We start from the raw sequence: 21,684 nt of genomic DNA, 5'->3' as shown, positions 1-21,684 counted from the left end.
GCCCCAGCCTGGCAGCGGCCACCTGAACACGACCTGATCGCGTTTCGTGGGGCCGGCCCGCTCGCCGGACCCGCCCCACGGACCTTCGCGGAGACGACGTCAGACGATCGCGCTCGCCGTTCGCTCCGCGTCCGGCGGTGCCGTCCGCCTGCGCTGCTGCCACATCGTGTAGGCGATCAGCGCGGCCAGGACGGCCATGAGCACCAGTGAGGAGCCGATGGTGCCATAGCCGAGACCACCCTTGGCGGTGGGCTTGCTGAAGAAGTCGCCCACGGTCGCACCGAGCGGGCGGGTCAGCACGAACGCCGTCCAGAACAGCAGCGTGACCGAGACCGGGGTGAGGTACCTCGCGATGAGGATCAGCACCAGCAGGCCCGCGATCAGGAACGCTCCTCCGGAGTAGCCGAGGCCGGAGTCGTCGGCCAGGAAGTCTCCGAGGGACGTGCCCAGCGTGTTGGAGAACAGGATCGCCGTCCAGTACAGCAGCTCGCCCCCGAACGTGCTGATGCGTTCGACGTGGAAGGAATGGCCGCTGAACCGCCAGATGAGGAACACGGTGGCGAGCGCTGTGATGAGGACCAGAGCGCCCCTGGCGTAGCCGAGCCCGGCCGTGCGGTTCATGAAGTCCGACATGGTCGTCCCTGCCGTACTCGTCGAGAGGATGACCGTCCAGTAGAGCACCGGATGAAACCTCTTCGCCCTCAGCTGCGTGACGAGACTGACGAGGAATAACCCGACCAGGATCATCGAGCTGACGGCATAGCCGACGTTCAGCGTCTGAGCGAGCAGGTCACCACCCGTTTCCCCCAGAGTCGTGGCCGCGATCTTCATGATCCAGAAAGCCAGGGTGACCTGCGGAAGCTTCTTCATTTTCCCCATCCCTGTCCGAGGCGCGCACGCGGACATCACACGGATGTCAGGGCGAATGCCGCGTGCCCACCATGGAGACGACCGGAAGCGCTTCGGCGGGCCCGGCCCCTCGCACGGATCCGCCGCCAGGAGCGTAGGTCGGCGGGGCTGAAATCAACCTGAGCGGCGCGCACGTCATCGGCGGCAGGGTGGGCGTGAGGGGCACGTACTCCCCGTCATCTCCGTCCCGGCGCACCGCGCACCAGGCCGTCGCCGTGCACGCGCCGCCGCCTAGCGGCTCTGGACCATGCCGTCCGGGTCCGGACGGGGCTGCGTGACGTACTCGACGAACCTGGCGGCGGCGGACGTGGCGGGCGGCGACGGGCTCCAGGCCAGGCCGATGGGGCGGTGCTGCGCGGGGATCAGGGGACGGTAGACGGGGTCGTCGTGCTCCAGTACGGCGGGCCGGGGCAGGACGCCCACGCCGAGGCCGGCGCCGATGAGACCGCGCATCGTGGCGATCTCCTCGCTCTCGAACGCGATGATCGGTTCGAACCCGGCCTGGTGGCAGAGCCTGTCGATGACCCGGCGCAGGTCGGTGGTGGGGGCGAAGGCGATGAACGGCTCGTCGCGCACGTCCCTGAGCGCGAGCCCGGGAACGGCGGCGAGGGGGTGCCCGGCGGGGAGGGCGATGCACAACCGCTGTTCGTGCAGAGCGTGCCAGCGCGCGCCGTCTCCGGCCGGAGGCGGGGTGACCAGGGCCGCGTCGATGTCGCCCTGCTGCAGCCAGGCGAACAGTTCCCTGGCGAAGCCCTGGTGGAGCTCGAACCGGATGCCGGGGGTTCCGGCCCGGTAGTCACGGAGGATCCCGGGGACCAGCCAGCGCCCCACCGAGTGCAGGAACCCGAGCCTGATCAGGCCGGTGTCGGGGTTGGCCAGGGCGTCGACGCGGCGGCGCGCGGCGTCCAGCTCCGCGACGGCGCGGGCGGCGTGCTCCAGGAACAGTTCGCCGAACCGGTTGACGGTGAGCCTGCGCCCGTGCCGGTGGAACAGTTCGACGCCGAGCTCGCTCTCCAGGCGGGCGAGCGCGCGTGACAGCGTGGACTGGTTGACGCCCTCCATCGCCGCCGTGTCGCGCATGTTCTCCGTGTCACACAACGACAGGAACCAGCGCAGTGCCTGAACATCCATCCAGCGATGATGCGCAATACGCATCAATGCCGTCAAATTATGAATTTTGAGCATCAGCGGCGTACAGGGAGGATCGCGGGGTGATGTCGACCCTCGGATCGAGCCGGCGGATCAGGTGCGGCCTGATGCTCGGCGGCCTGGCGAACTTCCTGGCGCTCTACTACGTCCAGCCGCTGCTGCCCGCCATCGCCGAGCGCTTCGACGTGTCGGCGTCGCAGTCGACGGCGGCGCTGTCGGTGGCCACGATCACGCTGGCGATCGCGCTGCTGTTCGTCGGCCCGATCTCGGACGCCGTCGGCCGGGTGATGATCATGCGGGTCTCGCTGACCGCCTCGGCGCTGCTCGGCATCGCCACCGCGTTCGCCCCCACCTGGCACAGCCTGCTGGTCATACGGGGACTTCAGGGCATGGCGCTGGCGGGGCTGCCCGCGGTGGCCCTGGCGTACGTGCGCGAGGAGGCGCCTCCGGACGCTCACCTGCGCGCGAACGCGACCTACATCACGGGTACGGCCCTCGGCGGGGCGGCCGGCCGCCTGCTCCCTGGACCGTTCCAGGCATTGTGGGGGTGGCCGGGCGCCAACGCCGCCGTGGGTGGGATCGCCCTGGCGTGCGCGGTCGGGTTGTGGATCCTGCTGCCGCCGTCACGGCGATTCGAGCCGGCCAGCCCACGGCCGCGGGACCTGCTGCGCAACACCGGCCTCACCTTGCGGGATCCCGCCATCATGGCGCTGTGCCTGGTCGGCGCGGCCACCATGGGGGCGTTCGTGGGACTGTGCAACGCCCTGACCTTCCGCCTGGAGGCCGCGCCGTACCTGCTGGGCGGGGCGGGGGCGCTGGTGTTCCTGGCCTACCCGGTGGGGATCCCGGCGCCGCACGCCGCCGGGCGCCTGGCCATGCGGCGGGGGCGGGGACGGGCCGCCCTGCTCGGCGTCGTCGTCCTGCTCGCGGGGACCCTGCTCACCGCGTCGCCCAGGCTTCCGGTGATCGTGACCGGTCTCGGCGTGCTGACCTTCGCCTTTCTCGGCACCCACTCCCTGGTCAGCGGCTGGGTGTCGGACCGGGCGCAGCGGGTCGGGGTCGGCGTCGGACAGGCCGCGGGCCTGTACCTGCTCGCCTACTACGCCGGGAGTTCGGCGTTCGGCGCGTTCGCCGCCCACCAGTGGCAGGTGGAGGGATGGTCCGGCGTGATCTCCGTCTCGGCGGCCCTGGCCCTCGCCGCCGGCCTCCTGGTGATCCTCGCCCGGCGTCTCGACGTCGCCCGGAACGCCTGAACTCGTCGCGCGGTCAGACGCGGAGCGGGGGGCGCCCCGGAGACCGTACGCGGCCGGGCCCCGATCGCGCCGGACACGGGCTACGCCGAGGTGGGCGGGAAGGCACCCATCGCCGTCGCGGCCTTCCGCATGATCCGCGTCATCGTCGTCAGCTCGCCGGGGTCGCAATGGTCGATCAGGTAGGCGCGTACGACGGCCAGGTGTCCGGGTGCCGTCCTCTCCAGGCAGCGCATGCCCTCGTCGGTGAGCACCGCCATGACGCCCCGATCGTCCGAGGGGCAGGAGGTCCGCTCGACCAGGCCCTTCTTCTCGAGCCCGCCGACCTGGTAGGTGAGCCCGCTCTTGGAGACGACCACCATTCGGGCCAGTTCGGTCATCCGCATCGACCGGCCGGGAGCGGACGAGAGCCGGACGAGGATCTCGTACTGGTCGTGGGTGAGGCCCGAGTCGGCCTTCAGTTGCTCTTCGATGCGCCGTTCCAGCAGGTGTGAGGCGGTGAGATAGGCGAGCCAGGCGTCCAGCTCCCTCTCGTCGAGCCAGGGGGTTTCCTTCACTCCCCCAGTCTAGTGGTTTGTTCGAATCAGAACTATTGGCTAGGGTTGGTTCAAATTCGAACCAAAGGAGTAGGTCGATGCTCGAACGGATTCGCCCCCTGGCCCTGCTGATCGGCCGGGTCGGCATCGGGGTCGTCTTCCTCGTCCACGGCTGGCAGAAGTTCACGACCATGGGGCTGTCCGGCACCACGGCGTTCTTCGAGCAGATCGGAGTGCCGCTTCCCGGCCTGGCGGGACCGGCGGTCGCCGTGCTGGAGGTCGCCGGCGGGCTCGCCCTCATCCTCGGCGCGGCCCTGCCGCTCGCCGGGACGCTGCTCGCGCTGGACATGGTCGGCGCGATCGTGTTCGTGCACGGCGCCAACGGGTTCACGGCGGACAAGGGCGGCTACGAGTTCGTGCTGACCCTCGCCGTGTCCGCCGTGGCGATCGGCTTCAGCGGCGGCGGCTCGCTCGCCCTCGACGCCCTCTGGCAGCGGCGGCGCACCCCCGCGGCACTCTGACGAAATCGGTGGGCAACCTGACGGGTCCACGCGCCATCTAACGGGTGTGAAGATCGAAGGACTGCGCCCGGGGGATCCCGTGCGGCTGGGGGACTACTGGCTCGCGAGCAAGCTCGGATCCGGTGGTCAGGGAGTCGTCTACGAGGCCTACGACGAGGCCGCCAACAGGGTCGCGATCAAGGTCCTGCACGCCTACCTCGCCGGAGACTCCGCCTTGCGGCGGCGGTTCGTCAAGGAGGTGACCGCGGCCGAGCGGGTGGCGTCGTTCTGCACGGCACGCGTTCTCGGCCACGACCTCGACGGCGAACGTCCGTACATCGTCAGCGAGTTCGTCGCCGGACCGAGCATGCGCAGGGCGGTGATCGAGGGGACGGCGTTCACCGGCGACGCGCTGCACCGGCTGGCCGTCGGCACGGCCACCGCGCTGGCCGCCATCCACCAGGCGGGGGTGGTGCACCGCGACCTGAAGCCCGAGAACGTGCTGCTCGGCTCCGACGGGCCACGGGTGATCGACTTCGGCATCGCCCGAGCCGCCGGCCTGTCGGTGACCTCGTCGGAGGAACTCGTCGGCACGCCCATGTACATGGCGCCCGAGCTGTTCTCCGGCGGGCGGGCGGAACCGGCCGCCGACGTCTTCGCGTGGGGCGCGGTGGTCTTCTTCGCCGCCACGGGCCGTGACGCCTTCACCGCTCCGTCGACGTTCGCGGTGATCAACCGGCTGCTCGGTCACGACCCCGACCTCGGCATGCTGCCACCGGGGCTGCGCGAGCTCGTCCGTGCCGCGCTGTCCAAGGACCCCGCCGCACGCCCCTCCGCGCAGCGGCTGCTGCTGAGCCTGCTCGGCGGTGGCACCCTCCCGGCGGACGGCAGGCTGCTGGCCGACGGCGCCCAGGCGGCGGTCGCCGTACGAGCTCCGGAGGAGATGGCGGCCGAACCCCCGCTCGGGGCGGTCGCCGAGGGGGTCTACGCCGCGCTGCCGCCGACCGAACGCGAGACGCTCCGCCAGATGGTGCTGCGGCTGGTGGATGTGCGCGAGGGCGAGGAGGTCCCGCGCAACGCCACGCTCGGCGAACTGGTCGAGGGGCAGCCCGACCCGACCACCGCCGAGCGGGTGCTCGACACCCTGGAGAACGCCGCGCTGATCCGCCGCGACGCGGGCACCGTGACCGTGTGCAACGGCGCGCTGCTGCGCGCGTGGCCCCGGCTGCACGAGTGGATCAGCAGCGACCGGGACGCGATCGACCGTCATCGCCGGCTGGGCGAGGCCGCGCGTCGCTGGGCGGCGAACGGACGGCTGGCCGAGGACCTCCTGCGCGGCACCGCGCTGCGCGACGCCCTGGCCTGGTCCGCGTCCGCGCGCCTGACCCTGAACCTCACCGAGACGGCGTTCCTGCGGGCGAGCAGCGCGAGATCCGTACGGCAGAGGAGGTGGCGGACCCTCGTGACCACCGCCGTGGCGGTCCTGCTCGTCGCCTCGCTCACGGCCGGCACCCTCGCCTGGCAGCAGTCCCGGAAGAGCGACGAGAGCGACCGGCGGCTGGCCGAGCAGCGTGCGCGGACCGTCGCCAGGCAGGTGGCGCTGCAGGCCGACGCGCTACGCGCGAGCGATCCGGTGAAGGCCATGCTGCTGAGCGTGGCGGCGTACCGCGTCGCGCACGTCCCCGAGGCGAGCGCGGCGGTCTACAGCTCGCTCGCCCAGCAGGAGCGCCAGGTCTTCAAGGATCCGGTGCCGGCCAACGAGGGACGGGCGCTGAGCGTCGACGGCCGGACGCTGGTGAGCGCGGGCGCCGGGAAGGTGACCGCGTACGACGTCCTCACGGGAAAGACGATCAGGACGTTCACCGGGATCGGCGAGGGCCCCTTCAGCGCCGCGCTCGGCCCGGACGGTGACACGCTCGCGCTCGGCAAGGACGGCATCCACCTGTGGAGCCTGCGAACGGGCGGGCCGCTCGGCGACGGCCGGTCCACCCCGAAGAGCTACGGGGCGAACCGCGGCGACCCCGACGACATGCGGTTCAGTCCCGGCGGCGGCTACATCACGGTGTCGGAGAACATCGGCGGCCCCTACCGCGGGCTGTGGAACGTCGCCAGGCGGCGGCTGGAGATCCCGGACGAGCGGCAGGAGCCCCCGGCGGAGGTCACGCTCGGTCCCGGCGACCGCCTCGGTTCCGTCACCGCCGCCGACCCCGAGACCGGGACGGCGACCACCCGGCTGCGGTCCTTCCCGGATGACGGACCGGTCGGCAGCAAGCGGCTCCCACGGGACCCGAAGGGCTCGATACTCGCCTTCACCCCCGACGGCGCGTTCGCCGCCGTGGGCGAGGACGAGAGGACGAGGTTGTGGGACCTGTCCTCCGGCAGATGGGACACGCGGGAGTTCCCCGGCGCGGCGCAGGTGGCGGTCTTCAGCGCGGACGGCAGGTTCATGGTCACTCTGGGCTCCCGGAACGGCGGGACCTCCGTCCTGCTGTGGCGGCTGAGCGACGGCGCCCAGCTCGTCGAACTGCCCGTCACCTTCACGATCATCGGGCCGCCGAGGATCGGCCCCGACAACCGCACGCTGACCCTCCTGGACGATTCCGGCCAGGTCACGACGTACGACATCAGCCGGAACACACAGCCGCGCGTGCTGGCCGCCGACACCGTCGGCAAGCGGTTCACCACGACAGCGGACGAGGTGTTCGCGGTGTCCGGCGGCGTCGTGCACTCCTGGTCGCTGCCCGGCTTCACCGAGACGGACCTGGGGATCAAGGCGGGCACCGGCGAGGAGTACGAGGAGGTGGGCGTCGCCGTCACCCCCGACGGGCGCACGCTGGCGACCGTCAGATTCAACGACGGCACCCGGGGAGTGACGCTGTGGGACGTCGCCACCCGGCGCAAGCTGCGTGACGTCCCGCTGGAGTCGGAGAGCGCGGAGAAGGTCGCCGTGGAGACAAGCCCGGACGGCCGGCTCCTCGCCGTCAGCAGCACCCTGCCCAACGACTACTACGGCCAGGGCGAGGTCCAGATCGTGGACCTCGCCCGGCGCGAGCAGGTCATGCGGTTCCGCTCCGTCGCGGGAGGGCCGCTGTCCTTCAGCGCCGACAGCAGGACCCTGGTCACCGGAGACCAGGGCGGCGTCGACGTGATCGATCTCGTCACGAAGGAGGTGCTGCCGCGCGCGAAAGGGCCGGGGACGCTCGCCAAGGGGTGGATGACGCTGGCCCCCAAGGGCACGCTCGCGGCCTCGCCGTACGGGCGCGGGGCGGTGACGCTGTGGGACACGCGCACCTGGAGGCCGACCGGGCAGGTGCTCAGGTTGTCAGGGGACGTGCTGGACGCGAGGTTCTCCCCCGACGGCCGGTTCCTGGCGGTCACTCACGACACCAGGGTCACGTTGTTCGACGTCGCCGCCGGGCAGCAGCTCGGAAGCCCACTGACCGTCACCACGCCCCAGGTGCGGGACGGCTCGCCGGCCCTGGCCTTCACGCCCGACGGCGCCCTGTTGCGCGTGATCGGGCACGACGGCACCTTCCAGGAGCTTCCGCTCGACCCGGAGCGTGCCGTAGCGGACGTGTGCCGGCGGGCGGGCCGGCCGCTGACTCCCGCCGAGTGGCGCGAACACGTGGGGAGCGAGGCGCCCTACACGGCCGTCTGCTGACGGGAGCCTCGGATCCGGTCATCCGCTGACGGGGCACCCTCACCGGCTCGCCTCGGATCCGGCGGAGAGCGCTGTCCCCTGCCGCCCTTCGTGTGCGCCGGGCCGGTCGCGCTGCCCGGCTGGAGCTCCCGGCGAGGCCGCGCGGCGGGACGCCCCCGGCGCCGCAGGAGAGAGCGATGTCGGCTGCCTCTCGACGCCTGTTGCAATAGTGTGTGGCACACAATATCGTGTCGTACATGCTGGATGAGGAGCTGCTCTCGACGCACCTGCAGGAACTCCGGCGGGGGACCGTCGTGCTCGCCTGCCTGCTCATCCTGGAACAGCCGAACTACGGATATGCCCTGCTCGACCTGCTCGGGCGGCGCGGCTTCGCCGTCGACGCCAACACCCTCTACCCGCTCCTGCGCCGCCTGGAGAAGCAGGGGCTCCTGGCCGCCGACTGGAACACCGAAGAGTCACGGCCGCGCAAGTTCTACCGCACGAGCGAGAAGGGCCTCGCGCTCGCCGACGTCCTGAGCCGTGACTGGAGCGAGCTCGACACCGCGTTCCGCACCCTGAAAGGCGGGTCATGACCACCACCAGCGCTCTCATCGACCGCTACGTCGACGCGACCCTGCGCCGTCTCCCCGAACGGCAACGTCCCGACATCGAGAAGGAGCTCCGCGCCTCGATCGCGGACGCCGTCGACGACCGCCTTGACGCCGGAAGCGATCCCGCCGACGCGGAGCTCGCGGTGCTCACCGAACTCGGCGACCCGGCACGGCTGGCCGCCGGCTACGCGGACCGCCCGCTCCAGCTCGTCGGCCCCGCGCTCTACCTCGACTACACGCGACTGGTGACCACCCTGCTCGCGACGATCGTCCCCGCCGTCGCCGCGGCCGTCGGGCTCGTACGGACCCTCCAGGGCGGCACCGCCCTCCACGTCATCGGCGACACCCTCGGCGCGGCGTTCACGGCCGGCGTCCACATCGCCTTCTGGACGACGCTCCTCTTCGTGATCATCGAACGGGTCCCGGCACTGCGCCGGACACCGGCGCGGTCCTGGACCCCCGACGCGCTGCCCGAGCCGCCCAGCCGCCGCGCCCGGTACGGCGAGCTGGTCACCGAGACCGTGCTGCTGGTCCTCATCACGACCTTCGTGCTCCTCTCGCCGGTGGTGAGCACCGAGACCGACGCGGCCGGCGACCCCATCGGCGTACTCTCGCCCTGGTTGTGGGATACGGGCGTCGTCCACCTCTTCATCGCCCTCGTGGTCGCGGACCTCGGCTTCTCCTTCGCGAAGTACTACGCGCGCTGGAACGTTCCCCTCGCCCTGGCCGGATCGCTCGTCGGCGTCGCCTGCGCGATCACGTTGATCTGGCTCGCCGCGAACGACCGGGTGCTCAACCCGGCCTTCACCGAGGCGGCCGGCTGGCCCTCGAGCCTCCCGCGGTGGATCAACGCGGGGCTCGTCGCGATCTCCATCGGCACGCTCGTCCACGCCGTCGCCGAGGGGATCACCCGCGCCCGTCGCCGCTGAGCGGCCGCGAGTCCCCACCCGGAAGAACCACGCCGGGCGATGCCCCCTGCCCGTGAACCGTCCCCACGAGGAGCGACCATGAAAGCGATCGTGTACGAGAGATACGGCTCGGCCGACGTCCTGCGGTACACCGACGCCGAGAAGCCCGCCGTCGGCGACGACGAGGTGCTCGTGCGGGTCCGCGCCGCGTCGATCAACCACGGCGACCGCGCCGCCATGCACGGCTCCCCCGCCGTCCTGCGCCTCGCGTTCGGGCTCCGGCGTCCGAAGGCGACCATCCTGGGGCGCGACATCGCCGGGAAGGTGGAAGCGGTCGGGACGAAGGTGACACGCTTCCAGGTCGGCGACGAGGTGTTCGGCGAGATGAGCCAGCGGGGTTTCGCCGAGTACGCGGCGGCGCCGCACGCCCACCTGGCCACGAAGCCGGCGGGCGTGACGTACGCCCAGGCGGCCACCCTGCCGGTGGCGGCGACGACCGCGCTGCAGGCACTGCGGCTCGGCGCGGTCGAGCCCGGCATGACGGTGCTCGTCAACGGGGCCTCCGGCGGGGTGGGCACCTTCACCGTGCAGCTCGCGAAGACGCTCGGCGCGAAGGTGACCGGCGTCTGCAGCACCCGCAACGCGGATCTGGTGCGCTCGATCGGCGCCGACCGTGTGATCGACTACACCCGCGAGAACGTCACCCGGGGCGCGGACCGATTCGACGTCATCATCGACCTCGCGGGCAACCACCGGCTCTCGGAGTTCCGCCGGGTGCTCGCGCCGAAGGGCGTCTACGTCTCATCGAGCGGCACCGGCGGTGCGGTTCTCGGCCCGCTGCCGCGACTGATCGCCGTCGTCACGACCTCGCCGTTCCTGAGCCGGCGGCTCCGCGTCCTGGCCGTCAGGCGCAGCACCGACGACCTGACCCACCTCGCCGAGCTGGTCGCCGCGGGCACGCTCACCCCGGTGATCGAACGGACCTATCCACTGAGCGAGACCGCCGACGCCATCCGATTCCTCGACGCGGAGCACGCCCGCGGCAAGATCGTGCTCACGGTGTGAACCCCGGCTCACGATCCGCACCCGGCGGCGAAGGAGCCACCGCCCCGTCGTAGGGAAGTGCATGCCCCTTGGCGCCTCCGGCCGTACGGTCGGGAGGACAGAAGCGGCGATACGGACAGGGGCTGGACGGCGATGCAGAGCACAGACGTGGATGTGATCGTGATCGGCGCCGGGCCGGCCGGGGAGAACGTGGCCGGTCGGGTGGTCCGCGGCGGCCTGTCGTGCGCGGTCGTGGAGGAGCACCTGGCCGGAGGCGAGTGCTCCTATTACGCCTGTATCCCCAGCAAGGCGCTGCTGCGGCCGATGGAACTGGCCGCCGAGGTGCGGCGGGTGCCCGGACTGGAGCTGGGCCCGGTGGACCCCGCGGCGGTGCTGGCCCGGCGGGACGAGGCGGTCTCAGGGCTGAACGACGGCGGCCAGGTCGACTGGATCGAGAAGCTGCCCGCGACGCTGCTTCGTGGCCGCGGACGCCTCGCCGGGCCCCGCCTGGTCGACGTGACCGCGCTGGACGGCACCGTCACGCGATTGCGCGCCCGGCACGCCGTGGTGCTGGCCACCGGCAGCGTCCCCGTCCTTCCGCCCGTCCCGGGCCTGGCCGAGGCGCGGCCCTGGCTGAGCCGGGACGCCACCACGGTACGGCGGGTGCCCGCCCGCCTGGCCGTACTGGGCGGCGGGGTGGTGGCCTGCGAGATGGGACAGGCGCTGCACGCCCTCGGCGCGCGCGAGACGACGCTGCTCGTGCGCGGCTCCGGGCTGCTCGGCCGGATGGAACCCTTCGCGGGCGACCTGCTCGCCGACTCGATGCGCGCCGCGGGCATCGACGTACGGCTGGGCGCCGAGGTGACCCGGGTCGAGCGGGACGCGGGCCCGGTCGTGGTCCACCTGGCCGACGGGTCCGCGATCGAGGCCGACGAGCTGCTGGTGGCCACCGGGCGCCGCCCCGCCGTCGACGACCTGGGGTTGGACGCGGTCGGACTGGCCGACGGCGGCCCCGTCAGGGTGGACGACAGCATGCGCGTCCCCGGCGTCGACTGGCTGTACGCCGTCGGCGATCTCAACGGCCGCAACCTCCTCACCCATATGGGGAAGTACCAGGCACGCGTCTGCGGGGACGTCGTCGTCGCCCGCGCGAAGGGCCGCCCTGACGATCTGCCCGCCCTCCGCGACACCGCCGACGGGCGCGGGGCGCCCCAGGTGGTGTTCACCGACCCGCAGGTGTGCGCGGTCGGCCGCACCGAGCACGCCGCCCGCGCCGACGGCTTCGACGTCCGCACCGTCGAATACGACCTGGGCCGCGTCTCGGGCGCGTACCTGCGGGGCGACGGCTACACCGGACGTGCCAAGGCCGTGATCGACGAACGCCGCCGTGTCCTGCTGGGCGTGACCTTCGCCGGACCGGCCGTGGCGGAACTGCTCCACGCCGCCACCGTCGCCGTCACCGCGGAGGTCCCCCTCGACACACTCTGGCACGCCGTCCCCGCCTTCCCCACCGTCAGCGAGATCTGGCTGCGCCTCCTGGAGGAGTACGGCCTGTGACCATGTGCCCGGGGATGCGGCTTCCGGCGGGCGCCCGCTCCGGGTGGCGGCGGCTCGCCGGAACGAGCGTGCCGCCACATGGGGGCGGTCACCCCTCGATCCGGGCGGCGGCGAGGTAGCCCGCGAGCAGGCTCTCCGCGACGGCGGTCACGGTCTCGTCGCCGGGCAGGAACGTCGGGGTGTGCAGCCCCGTGGCGGTGTCGGTGCCGACGAAGAGCATCAGGGACGGTACCGCCGCCCCGAAATAGGCGAAGTCGTCGGCCCCGCACGAGCGCAGCACGGCCGGTACGGCCCGGCCGGAGACGGCGAGCAGCCGGGAGGTGTCCTCGGCGAGAGCGGTGTCGTTGACGAGGACAGGCTCGCCGTGAACGATCTCCACCGTCGCCTCGCAGCCGTGGGCGAGGGCGATGCCGTCGGCGAGCTGACGGAGCCGCTCGTGCAGCCTCCGGCGCCACTCCTCCGACATCGTCCGCAGCGTTCCCCGGGCCGCGGCCTGGCTCGGGGTGGCGTTGGGAGCGGTCCCCGCCGACAGCGTCCCGAAGGTCACCACGGTGGGGACCATGGGGTCGGCGTCCCGGCTGACGAGCTGCTGGGCGGCCAGGATGATCTGCGCGAGCACCGGAACAGGGTCACGGGTCAGGTGGGGGTAGGCCGCGTGCCCGCCCCGGCCCCGGACGGTGACCGTGAACTCGTCGGAGGACGCGTTGACCGCGCCGGGGGTACAGGCCACCTCTCCCGCCGCGAGCACCGGCTGGACGTGTGCCCCGATCATGGCCGTGACCTGGTGGCGGCCGAGGGCACCGGACTCGACGATGTCCAGCGCGCCCGACGGATAGGTCTCCTCACGCGGCTGCAGCACGGCGACCATCGGCGTCGGCGGCCGCACCCGGTCGACCGCCCTGGCCAGCGCGACCAGCGCGGCGAGGTGCACGTCGTGACCGCATGCGTGCATCGCGCCGTTGTCCGCCGCCCAGGGCACGCCGGTCTCCTCGACGATCGGCAGCGCGTCCAGCTCACCGCGGACGCCGACGGCGGGACCGTCACCGCCCACGCGCACCAGCGCCCCCGCACCGGCGACCAACTCGACGTGGCCCGCGGGCAGCGCGTCGAGCATCCGCTTGCGCGTCGGCTCCTCGGAACCCGACACCTGCGGCTCGGCGTGCAGGACGCGGCGGAGCTCGCAGGCGGCGGGCAGTTCCTCGTGGAGGGCCGCCCTGAGCCGGTCGTGCGTGGTCTGGGTCACGGACACGTCGCGTCTCCGAGGCGGTAGATCCGGCGGGCGTTCTCCACCCCGATCATGGAGGCCACACGCACGGCCCGGGCCGCGCTCCACTCGCCGTCGGCGACGAAGCCGCCGAGGACACGGGTCATCGCCCGGCGCCACAGCAGCGCCCCGAGGTGGTGCAACTCGGCCGGACCCCAGGCGTCGGAGGAGAACAGGATCTTGGCGAACGGGGCCAGCTCCAGGCTCTCGGCCACGACGGCGGCCGAGCGCGCGCCGGTGTAGTTCACGCCGAGCCCCACGTCGAAGTAGACGTTGGGGTAGACCTGCGCGAGGTATCCGGCATGCCGGTGGAAGGGATAGCAGTGCAGCAGGAGCAGCGGCACACCGCTGGGCTCCGCGAGCTCGATCAGCCCCCTCAGCAGCAGCGGGTCGCCGCGGTGCAGGTCCACGTCCGGATCGCCGTATCCGATGTGGAACTGGAGGGGCAGACCGCGATCGACGCCGGTCCAGATCAGGTGGCGCAGCAGCACGGGGTCGTCGACGCGGATCCGGCCGGTGCTCTCGACGGCGCGCAACCAGCGTCCGGCCGCCTCCGCGACCTCGGCGGGCGCGGGCGGCCGCGGATCGAAATCGAGCCCGTGACGGTAGGCGACGATCGTCTTCAGGCCGCGTGCCGTACGGCTCCGCTCCCACAGGGCGGCGGCGAAGCGGTCGGCGAACCCGGCCGCGTCCGTCCCGGCCGCGACCACCTGCTCGGCCACGGCCTCCAGCCGGACGACCTCGTCGGCGGGACGGCCGCTCACCCGCGCCATCCCCGCCGGATCGAGGATCTCGTCGCCGCGGTAGCCCGTCTCGATCAGGAAGTGCCCGATGCCGCTCGCCCCCAGCAGGCGACGGTTGACCTCGGCCGCGCCGAGCTCGGCGCGGCGGGCGAGGTAGGCCGCCGGGTCGGCGTGCGGGGCGAGCCCGAGCACCGGCGCGCAGTGGCGCAGGATCGCGAAGCCCACCTGGGAGTCGAACTGCGTCATCCACGACGGGATCGGCCGGTCCGACTCCGTGATCAGCTCTTCGAACTCCCGGCGATCCAGGTCTCCGGCGAGCGCGCCGTGCACGTGGTGGTCGACCAGCGGCAGATCGTCGATCGCCCCGGCCAGGCCGTCCCCGGGCGGGGCGGTGGAAGCAGCCGGATCAGTAGACATCGGCGATCCTCTCGCAGCGCTCCGTCTCGTCCAGACCGTCGAGCGAGCGCAGCTCCGCCCGCTTCACCGAAAGGTAGGTGGACAGCAGGTCGGGCGCGAAGAAGCCGCGTACGACCTGGTCGGACTCCAGGGCGTCCAGCGCCTCGGCCTGCCCCTTGGGCAGGGACGGCATCGCCGACAGCTCCGCCTCGGTCACGGACTCGGACCAGACGACGGGCTCGGGATAGCCGCGGCGGACGCCTTCGAGCCCGGCCTTGAGCAGCGTGCCGAGCGCGAGCCAGGGGTTCGCCGTCGCGTCCGCGGCCCGGAACTCCAGGTTGAGCTGGTGGCCCGCGTCCGGCCCCGACCCCGGGCAGATGCGCAGCAGCGCCTCGCGGTTGCGCTCGGCGAGGAAGACCCCGCCCGCGCTCCACCGGTGGGGCGTCAGGCGCAGGAACGACACCGGGCTGGCCGCGGTCACAGCGGTCACGGCCGCGGCGTGGCGCAGGATCCCGGCGGCGAACCGGGTGCCCAGCTCCGACAGCTGCCCCGGCCGGGACGGGTCGTACAACGCGGGGTTCCCGTCGGCGTCCAGGAACGAGAGGTGGACGTGCACGCCGTTCCCGCTGCCCTCCGGGTGGAGGATCGGCGCGAAGCAGGCACGCAGGCCGTTCCGCCTGGCGAGGTCGCGGACGATCTCGCGGAGCAGCACGGCGCGGTCGGCGGCGGCCATGCCCTCGGCGGGGCTGAGGGTGATCTCGTGCTGGGCGTCGCCGTACTCGGGGAGCCAGCTCTCGGGGGCGAACCCGGCCTGGTCGAGCAGCGCCACCAGCTCGGAGCCGAACGGCTCGGCGGCACGGAACCGCTCGAACGAGAACGGCGGCGCGGCCGGCACGCCGGCGAGCGTGAACTCGTGCTCGAACGAGGCGACCGCCGTCAGGCCCAGCTCGGTGCGCAGCTCGTCGAGCGCCGACGCGAGGAAGGACCGCGGGCAGCACTCCCACGGAGTGCCGTCCGGCTGCGCCTGCCCGGCGAGGTAGATCCGGGTGCCGGGCACGCCGCCGGAGGCGGGCACGTCGAGCCGGGTGGCGGGGTCGGGAATCAGGCGCAGGTCGCCGGTCGAGCCGAACACGTTGTCGGCGATCGGCCCGAAGCAGGTCAGCGCGAGGTCGGCGGGCACCCAGCCGGTCCCCGACCGCAGAACCGCGTCCTCCCTCGAGGCGGGTACGGCACGGCCGCGCATCTGGGCGGCGAGGTCGCAGGTGGCGACGAAGACGGTTCCGGTCACAGGTGAGGTCATGCCCGCACCACCGCGTCCTCCGTCTCGACGGCGGTGGTCAGCTCGGCGGTGAGCCGCTCACCGATGCGGCGGGCGAGACCCGGCGCGACCAGCACGATCACCAGCCCGGCCAGGCACCAGGCGGCGGCGATCCAGGGGAAGTAGTTGTACGGGCTGTCCTGCCCCGCCGACTGGTTGTAGAAGACGAAGCACAGATAGCCGATCGCCAGGATGGGGACCACGACCTCGTACTTGGGGATCCTCCCGCGCCCGGAGAGGATGAAGGCGCTGACCCCGGCGCCCGCGACGGCGTACGCGACCAGCAGGCAGAGCACGCCGAGGGTGGCGAACCAGTAGTAGGAGTCGAACGCCGACACCCCGGTCACGTCGAGGAGGCCGTCGCCGAGCAGCGCGGCGGCCAGCGCGACCACCAGGGCCACGGTCGGCGCGCCGGTCCGCCGGTCGGTGCGGGCCAGGGCGGACGGACCGAAGCCGTCGCGGGCGAGGGCGAACATGAGACGGCTGGCCGCCGCGATCGAGCTGATGGAGGCGGCGAACGCCGACGCCATCGCGGTGAAGGCGATGACCAGGGAGAACCAGGTGCCGATGTAGGTCTGCGCCAGCGCCGACAGGGACGACTCCGCGCCGGAGAAGGCGGCCACGCCCTGGGCGTCGGTGCCGAAGCCGATGGTCTGGGCGACCATCACGAAGATGTACAGGCCACCGGTGAGGAGCACGCTTCCGGCGAGCGCGCGGGGAATGTTGCGCCGGGGGTCGTCCGTCTCCTCCCCCAGCGACGCGCACGCCTCGAAGCCCGCCCAGGACAGGAACGCGAACACCGTGGCGGTGACCACGGCGCTCATCGTCGTGCCGCCGAAGCCGAACACCGACAGGTCGAGTGTCTGGTGGCCGGGCGCGTTACCCGTGCCGTTGCGCAGCACGATGATCAGGCTGAGCAGCAGCATGCTGACGATGCCGACACCCTCGACGATCAGCAGCGTGCGCGCGGTCACCCGGGACTCGCGCGAGTTCACCGCCCACACGCCGAGCCCGGCCGCCAGCGCGACCAGGAACCAGGGAACGTTCCACGACAGGCCGAGCGCCCCGGCGAACGCCTCCGTGAACACCGCCGTCGCGGCGAGCGTGCAGACCGCGAAGAACAGGTACGTCCCCAGGAGCGCGAAACCGCCGAAGAACCCGGCGCGCGGGCCCAGGCTCACCCCGGCCAGCGCGTACACCGATCCGGCATGGTTGAAGTGCCTGGTCAGGCGAACGAAGCCGTAAGCCACGAGAGCGACGCCGATCAAGCCGAGCAGGAAGACGAGAGGGACGGCCTTGCCGACGGTGGCGGCGACGCCCGCCCCGTTCAGGGCCATGGCGAGCGTGGGACCCATCAGCCCGACGGACAGGGCCAGAGCCTCCCACAGGCGGAGTTTGCGCGGGGGACGCAGTTCTTCGGTCATTGCAGCTCCTGGGGGTGGGCAGCCGCGACTACGACTTGCTGAAAGATATCTTTCAGCAAGAACGAAAACAAGGCTCTATGAAACAGCCGTTGCATCCACTCCGTCAGCCGACAGTGACGTCTCCGACGATGTCGTCACATTGGCGCAACCGTTCCTCACCGGCCTCACCGAGCCGGGCCATGACGCCCGCGACCACCGTCTCGACCAGCGCGAGCGCGGGAACCAGGCTGTCGAACGGACTAGGCGCCTCCACCCGTGCGGGGATCACGATGTCGGCCACATCCGCGGCCGGAGAGAGCCACGGATCGGTGAAAAGCACGATCTTCGCTCCCCTGTCGTGCGCCCGGCGCGCGAACTCGACGATGTCCCGCTGGTAGCGCCGGTAGTCGAAGACCACGACCACGTCACGCCGCCCGATGTCCACACAGAACGCCGCCAGGCTTTCCGGCCGCGGATCGAGCACGCGGGTGCCCGGCCGCAGCAGCCTCAGGTGCAGGTCGAGGTATTCGGCGAGGATGTGGGAATAGCGCCCGCCGATCAGCGCCACCCGGCGCCCGGGATCGGCCAGCAGACCGAGCACCGCGTCGAGCTCGGAGTCGGCGAGCGCGGCGAACGTCTCGTCCAGCCGCTGCCGGAAGGCCGCGCCCGCCGACACGCGCAGCGAGTTCCCGGCATCGCCGATCTGCTGCGACAGCGTCAGCGGTGAGGCACGCCGCGCCTCGAGCTCGTCCCGCAGCGACTGCTGGAACGCCCGGTACCCCTGGAACCCCAGCCGTGCGGTGAACCTCACCACGGTCGGCGCGCTCACCCCCGCGCGCTCCGCCAGCCGGGACGCGGTCTCCAGCCCGGCCGCTGGGTAGTTGGCGAGCAGCACCCGGGCGACCAGCCGCTCTCCGGCCGACGAGCCCTCCAGGCTGCGCCGTACCCGCTCGGCGACCGAGAGCAGGTCCTCCGCGACGCCGTCCTCCCGGACCGTTCCGCTGTCACCGGTCATGGGTGCCACCTCTCCGCCGTATCGGCCTTTCTCGGTTCATTCTGGCCTGCCGTACGGCCGAGCCGGGCGGCCGGCGGTCGGGGTGGCTTCCTGGGCGGCTTCCACGAGTGACGGCGAGCGCGCCCCGCGCTCGCGATGGCAGCGCCTTTACGTTGTAGATCAGCATGAGTCATCCGGTCGTGCCGGACCGAGGCTCGATCGCGTCAACCGGGCGGCTCGAGCGCGGCCAGGGCGTCCGCGAGAACCGAGGCGACGTGGGATTCAGCCGCGGCGGGAACCTCATGAAACCCCCGCCCGGGGTCGTAGGCGATGTCGAGACCGTTCTCGACCAGGCGGTTCGCCCAGCGGAGCGCCGTGTTGAGCTTCTCCTTCGGGATCGTACGGCCCTGCGCCACAGCGGACAGATTGCGCAGGTTCGTGGCGGGCCCGGACTGGTTGTGCTCGCGGTTCAGCTTCCAAGGGATAGCCCGGCTGTGGTCGGTCATCCGCTTGGAGAGGCCGGCGGCCCTCTTCGCCTGGAGGATGCCGGACTCGGTCACGCCGAAATGTGCGGCGAGGTCGGCATTCGACCAGCCCTCGGCTGCCAGGCGGGCCAGCTCCTCGTGATCGACCAGCGGTTTCCTTCCCATGATCGCCAGCTTAGGTCCGCCAGGGATCCGCGTGTACGCACATGGCCGGAATCTGCGCTAAGGTTGGTCTCGCTCGGCCAGCCGGGCAACGGGACGTAGCGCAGCTTGGTAGCGCACTTGACTGGGGGTCAAGGGGTCGCAGGTTCAAATCCTGTCGTCCCGACTTGCGAGAAACCGCAGGTCAAAGGCCGTTCTTGAGAAATCGAGAACGGCCTTTCAGCGTTCTTCCGGGGACCAGATGGGGACAGACCTGGACAGATCGTGGTGCCTAACTCTCTTGACCGCGGGTCAAGGGGGCAAGGTTTTGCCTGCCGAAGGTTGGGTGCGGTGCCTCGGAGGGGGTACGCGCGGAATCTTCAGAGCTTCTACCTGCGGTTTCGCATGGCTGCGTGATCGTTCAAGCTCGCGCTGAGGTGCTTGTCGGCAGGCACGATCGTCGCGGGGAAGTGCTTGCGTGGTTTCTGTTGGTGATCGGCTGCCTGGGGAGTTCGGGTACGAACGTGGCCATGGCCGACCCGACCTTGATCGCTCGGGTCATTGCCGCCTGGCCGTTCCTTCGCGCTGATCGGGGCGTACGAAATGTTGATGTGCCAGATTCGCCAATCAGTGGTGACGGCCCGCTGGGGGCGAGATCGGCACTCAGGCGTGGTACGGCCAGGTGCAGCTCGCTCATATCGATCATCACGAGCATGGCGGGGAGAACGAGTTACAGGCAGTGCCGCTCGGTGAGCGCGGTCTACACAGAGGCCGTCCGGCACTGCAAGATCCTAGGGCTGGCGGTGCCGTCGCGGGGAAGCTTGGAGCGGCGGATCAGACGGCTGGATCCGCTGGCGGCCACGACGGCGCGAGAGGGCTCGGACGCGGCGCGGGCGTTGACCATAGTCGGAGCGGCCGGTCCCAGCCCGGCGCGTGCCCGGCCACGATCTCCTTGACTGACCGCCTTTGATTTTGTCATGGCACAATGCCCGGCATGCGTATCCGGATCATGGCCCTGACCACCGTCGCCTTAACGGCCGCCGGATGTGGTCAGCTACCCCTCGCGCCCTTGGCGAGCGAGACCACCGCACCGCCTCCCGCGCCTTCGACCAGCGCTCCTTCGCCCTCCGCGAGCGGGAATGCGACGTCCGGCGGTGGGGACACCCGACCCGCGCTGGCCACCGTCCAGGGCACCGTCGAGTCAAACTACAAGGCCGAACTCGTCGGGCTCAACCGCATCGGCGGCAAGCACCTGATGGTGCAGTTGCGCCTGTCCACCAGCACCGACAAACCGCTGCACTGGCAGGCGCCGCTCGCCGACCCGATGCGGCCGCTCAAGTGGCGCTGGCCCTCCGGCATCGCGGTGCTCGACGCCCCGGCCCACCGATGGCTCATGCCGTACAAGCCCGCCGACGGCGAATGCCTGTGCAGCGACACCGACCGCGACGACCTCAAAGCGATCATCGACCCCGGCAAGTCGCTGACGGTCTACGCCGTGCTGCCCGCGCCATCCGGCAACCCGGCGACCACGACGATCGTCACACCGATCGGCCCGCCGATGGTCGACGTCCCGATCAGCGACGACCCGCCCGTGCCGCCCCCCGGTCAGCAACTGCCCGAAGCTGACGCGTCCCAGGTCGAGACCGTCAGCCACCTCATCGAGACGCCGTCGCAGTCGCTCGACCGCACCGAGGAGACGACCGACGACGGCGCCGACCTCAAGGTCAGCCTCTCCTCCGACGTGCTGTTCGCGCTGAACAAGGCGACGCTCACGTCGCGCGCCCGCACGGTGCTGGCCAAGGCAGCCAAGCTCATCGACACGTCCGCGGACACGACGATCGAGGTCGACGGCCACGCCGACTCCTCCGGCACCGACGCCATCAACGAACCGCTGTCCCGCCGACGCGCGGAGGCAGTGCGCCAGGCCCTCACGCAGCTGATCACGCGCGACCAGGTGACGTTCAGGGCCCACGGATACGGCTCCCGCCGCCCGCTGTACAGCAACGGCTCCGACGAGGGACGGCGCCGCAACCGCCGGGTGACGATCACGTTCGCCAAGCCCGCGCCGGCTGAAGTGCCGGCCGCCGGCACCACCGCGTCCCCGCTGCTTGGGGGCGAAGGGACGAACGCGACGGTGCGCGCGAAGGGGGTGCCGTTCGACCTGAAGGTGACGGCCTTCCGCCGGATGCCTGGTGACCTGGGCCTGCTCCGCTACACGATCACCAACCGGGGTGACGGCGAGGCGTGGTACCACGACCTCAACTGGGCCGATGATTGGAACGCCTTCAAGTACCACGCAGCGACGAACATCCAGGTGACCGACCCCGCCGCGCGCCGCCTGTACCGCCCGGCCCGCGTGATCGTGGCCAAGGGGGAGGAGCCGGGCACGTACTGCGCATGCACGAACACCTCCGGGGTGGCATTGTCGGCGATGAGCTTCGAGCCAGGGGAGACGAAGGAGTTCTGGTCGCTGTATGCCCTGCCCGCCCAGGCTAACGCGCTGACCGTCAAGGTAGCCACCTGGCGCGCCCTACAGGTGCCCCTGTCCTGAGCCCGCGCCTCGCGCGGGCTCCTTCATGAGGTGGGGGCCTGCCCGGGGCGTTCGCCGAGCCCGTGGCCGGTCTCTTTTCCGAAGGCTGTGACGCCCCCCGCAGCGGCGCCGCACCCCATCCAGGCCGGCTCACGGGAGCCCAGCCCCCAGTTGCCGCCGGTGCTGACCGGGTATAGCGGGATCGGCGGGACGCCCAAGCCGCCGACCGCACGATCCGGCGCATCTGACCGACCTCGGCCGGACGCAACACCGCCCGCACCCGCCGGGAGGCGAACCGCCCCACGT

General features: G+C 71.7%; 17 protein-coding genes and 1 tRNA gene. 9 read left to right on the top strand and 9 right to left on the bottom strand.

Going from position 1 to position 21,684, the window contains the following annotated elements; genetic code table 11:
* Positions 1-99 precede the first annotated feature (99 nt).
* Both IMZ11_RS11915 and IMZ11_RS11910 read right to left on the bottom strand, forming a co-directional pair.
* On the bottom strand, positions 100-870 hold the full coding sequence (locus IMZ11_RS11915) for a hypothetical protein (protein ID WP_228640678.1): 771 nt from the start codon (positions 868-870) through the stop codon (positions 100-102).
* A 270-nt stretch (positions 871-1,140) separates the two neighbouring features.
* Positions 1,141-2,040, bottom strand: coding sequence for a LysR family transcriptional regulator (locus IMZ11_RS11910; RefSeq protein WP_305075869.1), 900 nt, complete (start codon positions 2,038-2,040; stop codon positions 1,141-1,143).
* Positions 2,041-2,123: 83 nt separating this feature from the next.
* Between IMZ11_RS11910 and IMZ11_RS11900 the strand changes: the two genes are divergently transcribed.
* Positions 2,124-3,311 carry an MFS transporter gene (locus IMZ11_RS11900; protein ID WP_228640775.1) on the top strand — a complete coding sequence of 396 codons (1,188 nt, stop codon included), beginning with the start codon at positions 2,124-2,126 and terminating at the stop codon, positions 3,309-3,311.
* Positions 3,312-3,391: 80 nt separating this feature from the next.
* Here the strand turns inward: IMZ11_RS11900 and IMZ11_RS11895 are convergent, their stop codons facing one another.
* Positions 3,392-3,865, bottom strand: coding sequence for a MarR family transcriptional regulator (locus IMZ11_RS11895; RefSeq protein ID WP_228640676.1), 474 nt, complete (start codon positions 3,863-3,865; stop codon positions 3,392-3,394).
* A 77-nt stretch (positions 3,866-3,942) separates the two neighbouring features.
* On the opposite strand from IMZ11_RS11895, the gene IMZ11_RS11890 reads away from it, so the two are divergent.
* The 6 genes from IMZ11_RS11890 (at position 3,943) to IMZ11_RS11865 (ending at position 12,104) form a co-directional block, all read left to right on the top strand.
* Positions 3,943-4,365, top strand: a complete 423-nt coding sequence (locus tag IMZ11_RS11890; RefSeq protein ID WP_228640674.1) for a DoxX family protein — start codon at positions 3,943-3,945, stop codon at positions 4,363-4,365.
* A 46-nt stretch (positions 4,366-4,411) separates the two neighbouring features.
* Positions 4,412-8,005, top strand: coding sequence for a WD40 repeat domain-containing serine/threonine protein kinase (locus tag IMZ11_RS11885; protein WP_228640672.1), 3,594 nt, complete (start codon positions 4,412-4,414; stop codon positions 8,003-8,005).
* Positions 8,006-8,241: 236 nt separating this feature from the next.
* A complete protein-coding gene (locus IMZ11_RS11880; protein ID WP_061259002.1) occupies positions 8,242-8,577 on the top strand; it encodes a PadR family transcriptional regulator in 336 nt (111 codons plus the stop codon).
* Positions 8,574-9,524, top strand: coding sequence for a permease prefix domain 1-containing protein (locus IMZ11_RS11875; protein ID WP_228640670.1), 951 nt, complete (start codon positions 8,574-8,576; stop codon positions 9,522-9,524). Before IMZ11_RS11880 ends, IMZ11_RS11875 begins: the two co-directional genes overlap by 4 nt.
* Before the next feature lie 78 nt (positions 9,525-9,602).
* Positions 9,603-10,568, top strand: coding sequence for an NAD(P)-dependent alcohol dehydrogenase (locus tag IMZ11_RS11870; RefSeq protein ID WP_228640668.1), 966 nt, complete (start codon positions 9,603-9,605; stop codon positions 10,566-10,568).
* 132 nt (positions 10,569-10,700) lie between these two features.
* Positions 10,701-12,104 carry an NAD(P)/FAD-dependent oxidoreductase gene (locus tag IMZ11_RS11865; protein WP_228640666.1) on the top strand — a complete coding sequence of 468 codons (1,404 nt, stop codon included), beginning with the start codon at positions 10,701-10,703 and terminating at the stop codon, positions 12,102-12,104.
* A gap of 88 nt (positions 12,105-12,192) precedes the next feature.
* Here the strand turns inward: IMZ11_RS11865 and IMZ11_RS11860 are convergent, their stop codons facing one another.
* From IMZ11_RS11860 to IMZ11_RS11835, 6 genes are all read right to left on the bottom strand, one after another.
* Entirely contained in the window at positions 12,193-13,353 is a 1,161-nt protein-coding gene (locus IMZ11_RS11860) for a M20 family metallopeptidase (RefSeq protein ID WP_228640664.1), read from the bottom strand.
* Complete coding sequence (locus tag IMZ11_RS11855; RefSeq protein WP_228640662.1) at positions 13,344-14,528, bottom strand: amidohydrolase family protein; 1,185 nt, start codon at positions 14,526-14,528, stop codon at positions 13,344-13,346. Before IMZ11_RS11855 ends, IMZ11_RS11860 begins: the two co-directional genes overlap by 10 nt.
* Positions 14,518-15,807, bottom strand: coding sequence for a glutamine synthetase family protein (locus IMZ11_RS11850; RefSeq protein ID WP_228640660.1), 1,290 nt, complete (start codon positions 15,805-15,807; stop codon positions 14,518-14,520). The genes IMZ11_RS11855 and IMZ11_RS11850 overlap by 11 nt, the downstream gene beginning before the upstream one ends.
* Entirely contained in the window at positions 15,804-17,249 is a 1,446-nt protein-coding gene (locus tag IMZ11_RS11845) for an APC family permease (RefSeq protein ID WP_228640658.1), read from the bottom strand. The genes IMZ11_RS11850 and IMZ11_RS11845 overlap by 4 nt, the downstream gene beginning before the upstream one ends.
* Before the next feature lie 103 nt (positions 17,250-17,352).
* Positions 17,353-18,243 (bottom strand): MurR/RpiR family transcriptional regulator, encoded by an 891-nt coding sequence (locus IMZ11_RS11840; protein WP_228640656.1) that lies wholly within the window; start codon positions 18,241-18,243, stop codon positions 17,353-17,355.
* Positions 18,244-18,446: 203 nt separating this feature from the next.
* Positions 18,447-18,872 (bottom strand): hypothetical protein, encoded by a 426-nt coding sequence (locus IMZ11_RS11835; protein ID WP_061258970.1) that lies wholly within the window; start codon positions 18,870-18,872, stop codon positions 18,447-18,449.
* 89 nt (positions 18,873-18,961) lie between these two features.
* On the opposite strand from IMZ11_RS11835, the gene IMZ11_RS11830 reads away from it, so the two are divergent.
* Both IMZ11_RS11830 and IMZ11_RS11825 read left to right on the top strand, forming a co-directional pair.
* A tRNA-Pro gene (locus tag IMZ11_RS11830) sits at positions 18,962-19,035 on the top strand.
* 807 nt (positions 19,036-19,842) lie between these two features.
* Positions 19,843-21,399: an OmpA family protein gene (locus IMZ11_RS11825; RefSeq protein WP_228640654.1), complete on the top strand. Its 1,557-nt coding sequence runs from the start codon at positions 19,843-19,845 to the stop codon at positions 21,397-21,399.
* Positions 21,400-21,684: the final 285 nt, after the last annotated feature.

The sequence above is a fragment of the Microtetraspora sp. AC03309 genome (assembly GCF_020826795.1).
Lineage (GTDB): Bacteria > Actinomycetota > Actinomycetes > Streptosporangiales > Streptosporangiaceae > Microtetraspora > Microtetraspora glauca.
This window is presented reverse-complemented; position numbering and strand designations above follow the sequence as displayed.

What these genes read in the sequence shown, in the direction of transcription:
- IMZ11_RS11890 (WP_228640674.1), top strand. Translation starts at nt 3,943, where the DNA reads ATGCTCGAACGGATTCGCCCCCTGGCCCTGCTGATCGGCCGGGTCGGC.
- IMZ11_RS11835 (WP_061258970.1), bottom strand. Translation starts at nt 18,872, where the DNA reads ATGGGAAGGAAACCGCTGGTCGATCACGAGGAGCTGGCCCGCCTGGCA.
- IMZ11_RS11870 (WP_228640668.1), top strand. Translation starts at nt 9,603, where the DNA reads ATGAAAGCGATCGTGTACGAGAGATACGGCTCGGCCGACGTCCTGCGG.
- IMZ11_RS11845 (WP_228640658.1), bottom strand. Translation starts at nt 17,249, where the DNA reads ATGACCGAAGAACTGCGTCCCCCGCGCAAACTCCGCCTGTGGGAGGCT.
- IMZ11_RS11850 (WP_228640660.1), bottom strand. Translation starts at nt 15,807, where the DNA reads ATGACCTCACCTGTGACCGGAACCGTCTTCGTCGCCACCTGCGACCTC.
- IMZ11_RS11910 (WP_305075869.1), bottom strand. Translation starts at nt 2,040, where the DNA reads ATGGATGTTCAGGCACTGCGCTGGTTCCTGTCGTTGTGTGACACGGAG.
- IMZ11_RS11900 (WP_228640775.1), top strand. Translation starts at nt 2,124, where the DNA reads ATGTCGACCCTCGGATCGAGCCGGCGGATCAGGTGCGGCCTGATGCTC.
- IMZ11_RS11865 (WP_228640666.1), top strand. Translation starts at nt 10,701, where the DNA reads ATGCAGAGCACAGACGTGGATGTGATCGTGATCGGCGCCGGGCCGGCC.
- IMZ11_RS11840 (WP_228640656.1), bottom strand. Translation starts at nt 18,243, where the DNA reads ATGACCGGTGACAGCGGAACGGTCCGGGAGGACGGCGTCGCGGAGGAC.
- IMZ11_RS11915 (WP_228640678.1), bottom strand. Translation starts at nt 870, where the DNA reads ATGAAGAAGCTTCCGCAGGTCACCCTGGCTTTCTGGATCATGAAGATC.
- IMZ11_RS11825 (WP_228640654.1), top strand. Translation starts at nt 19,843, where the DNA reads ATGCGTATCCGGATCATGGCCCTGACCACCGTCGCCTTAACGGCCGCC.
- IMZ11_RS11880 (WP_061259002.1), top strand. Translation starts at nt 8,242, where the DNA reads ATGCTGGATGAGGAGCTGCTCTCGACGCACCTGCAGGAACTCCGGCGG.
- IMZ11_RS11855 (WP_228640662.1), bottom strand. Translation starts at nt 14,528, where the DNA reads ATGTCTACTGATCCGGCTGCTTCCACCGCCCCGCCCGGGGACGGCCTG.
- IMZ11_RS11875 (WP_228640670.1), top strand. Translation starts at nt 8,574, where the DNA reads ATGACCACCACCAGCGCTCTCATCGACCGCTACGTCGACGCGACCCTG.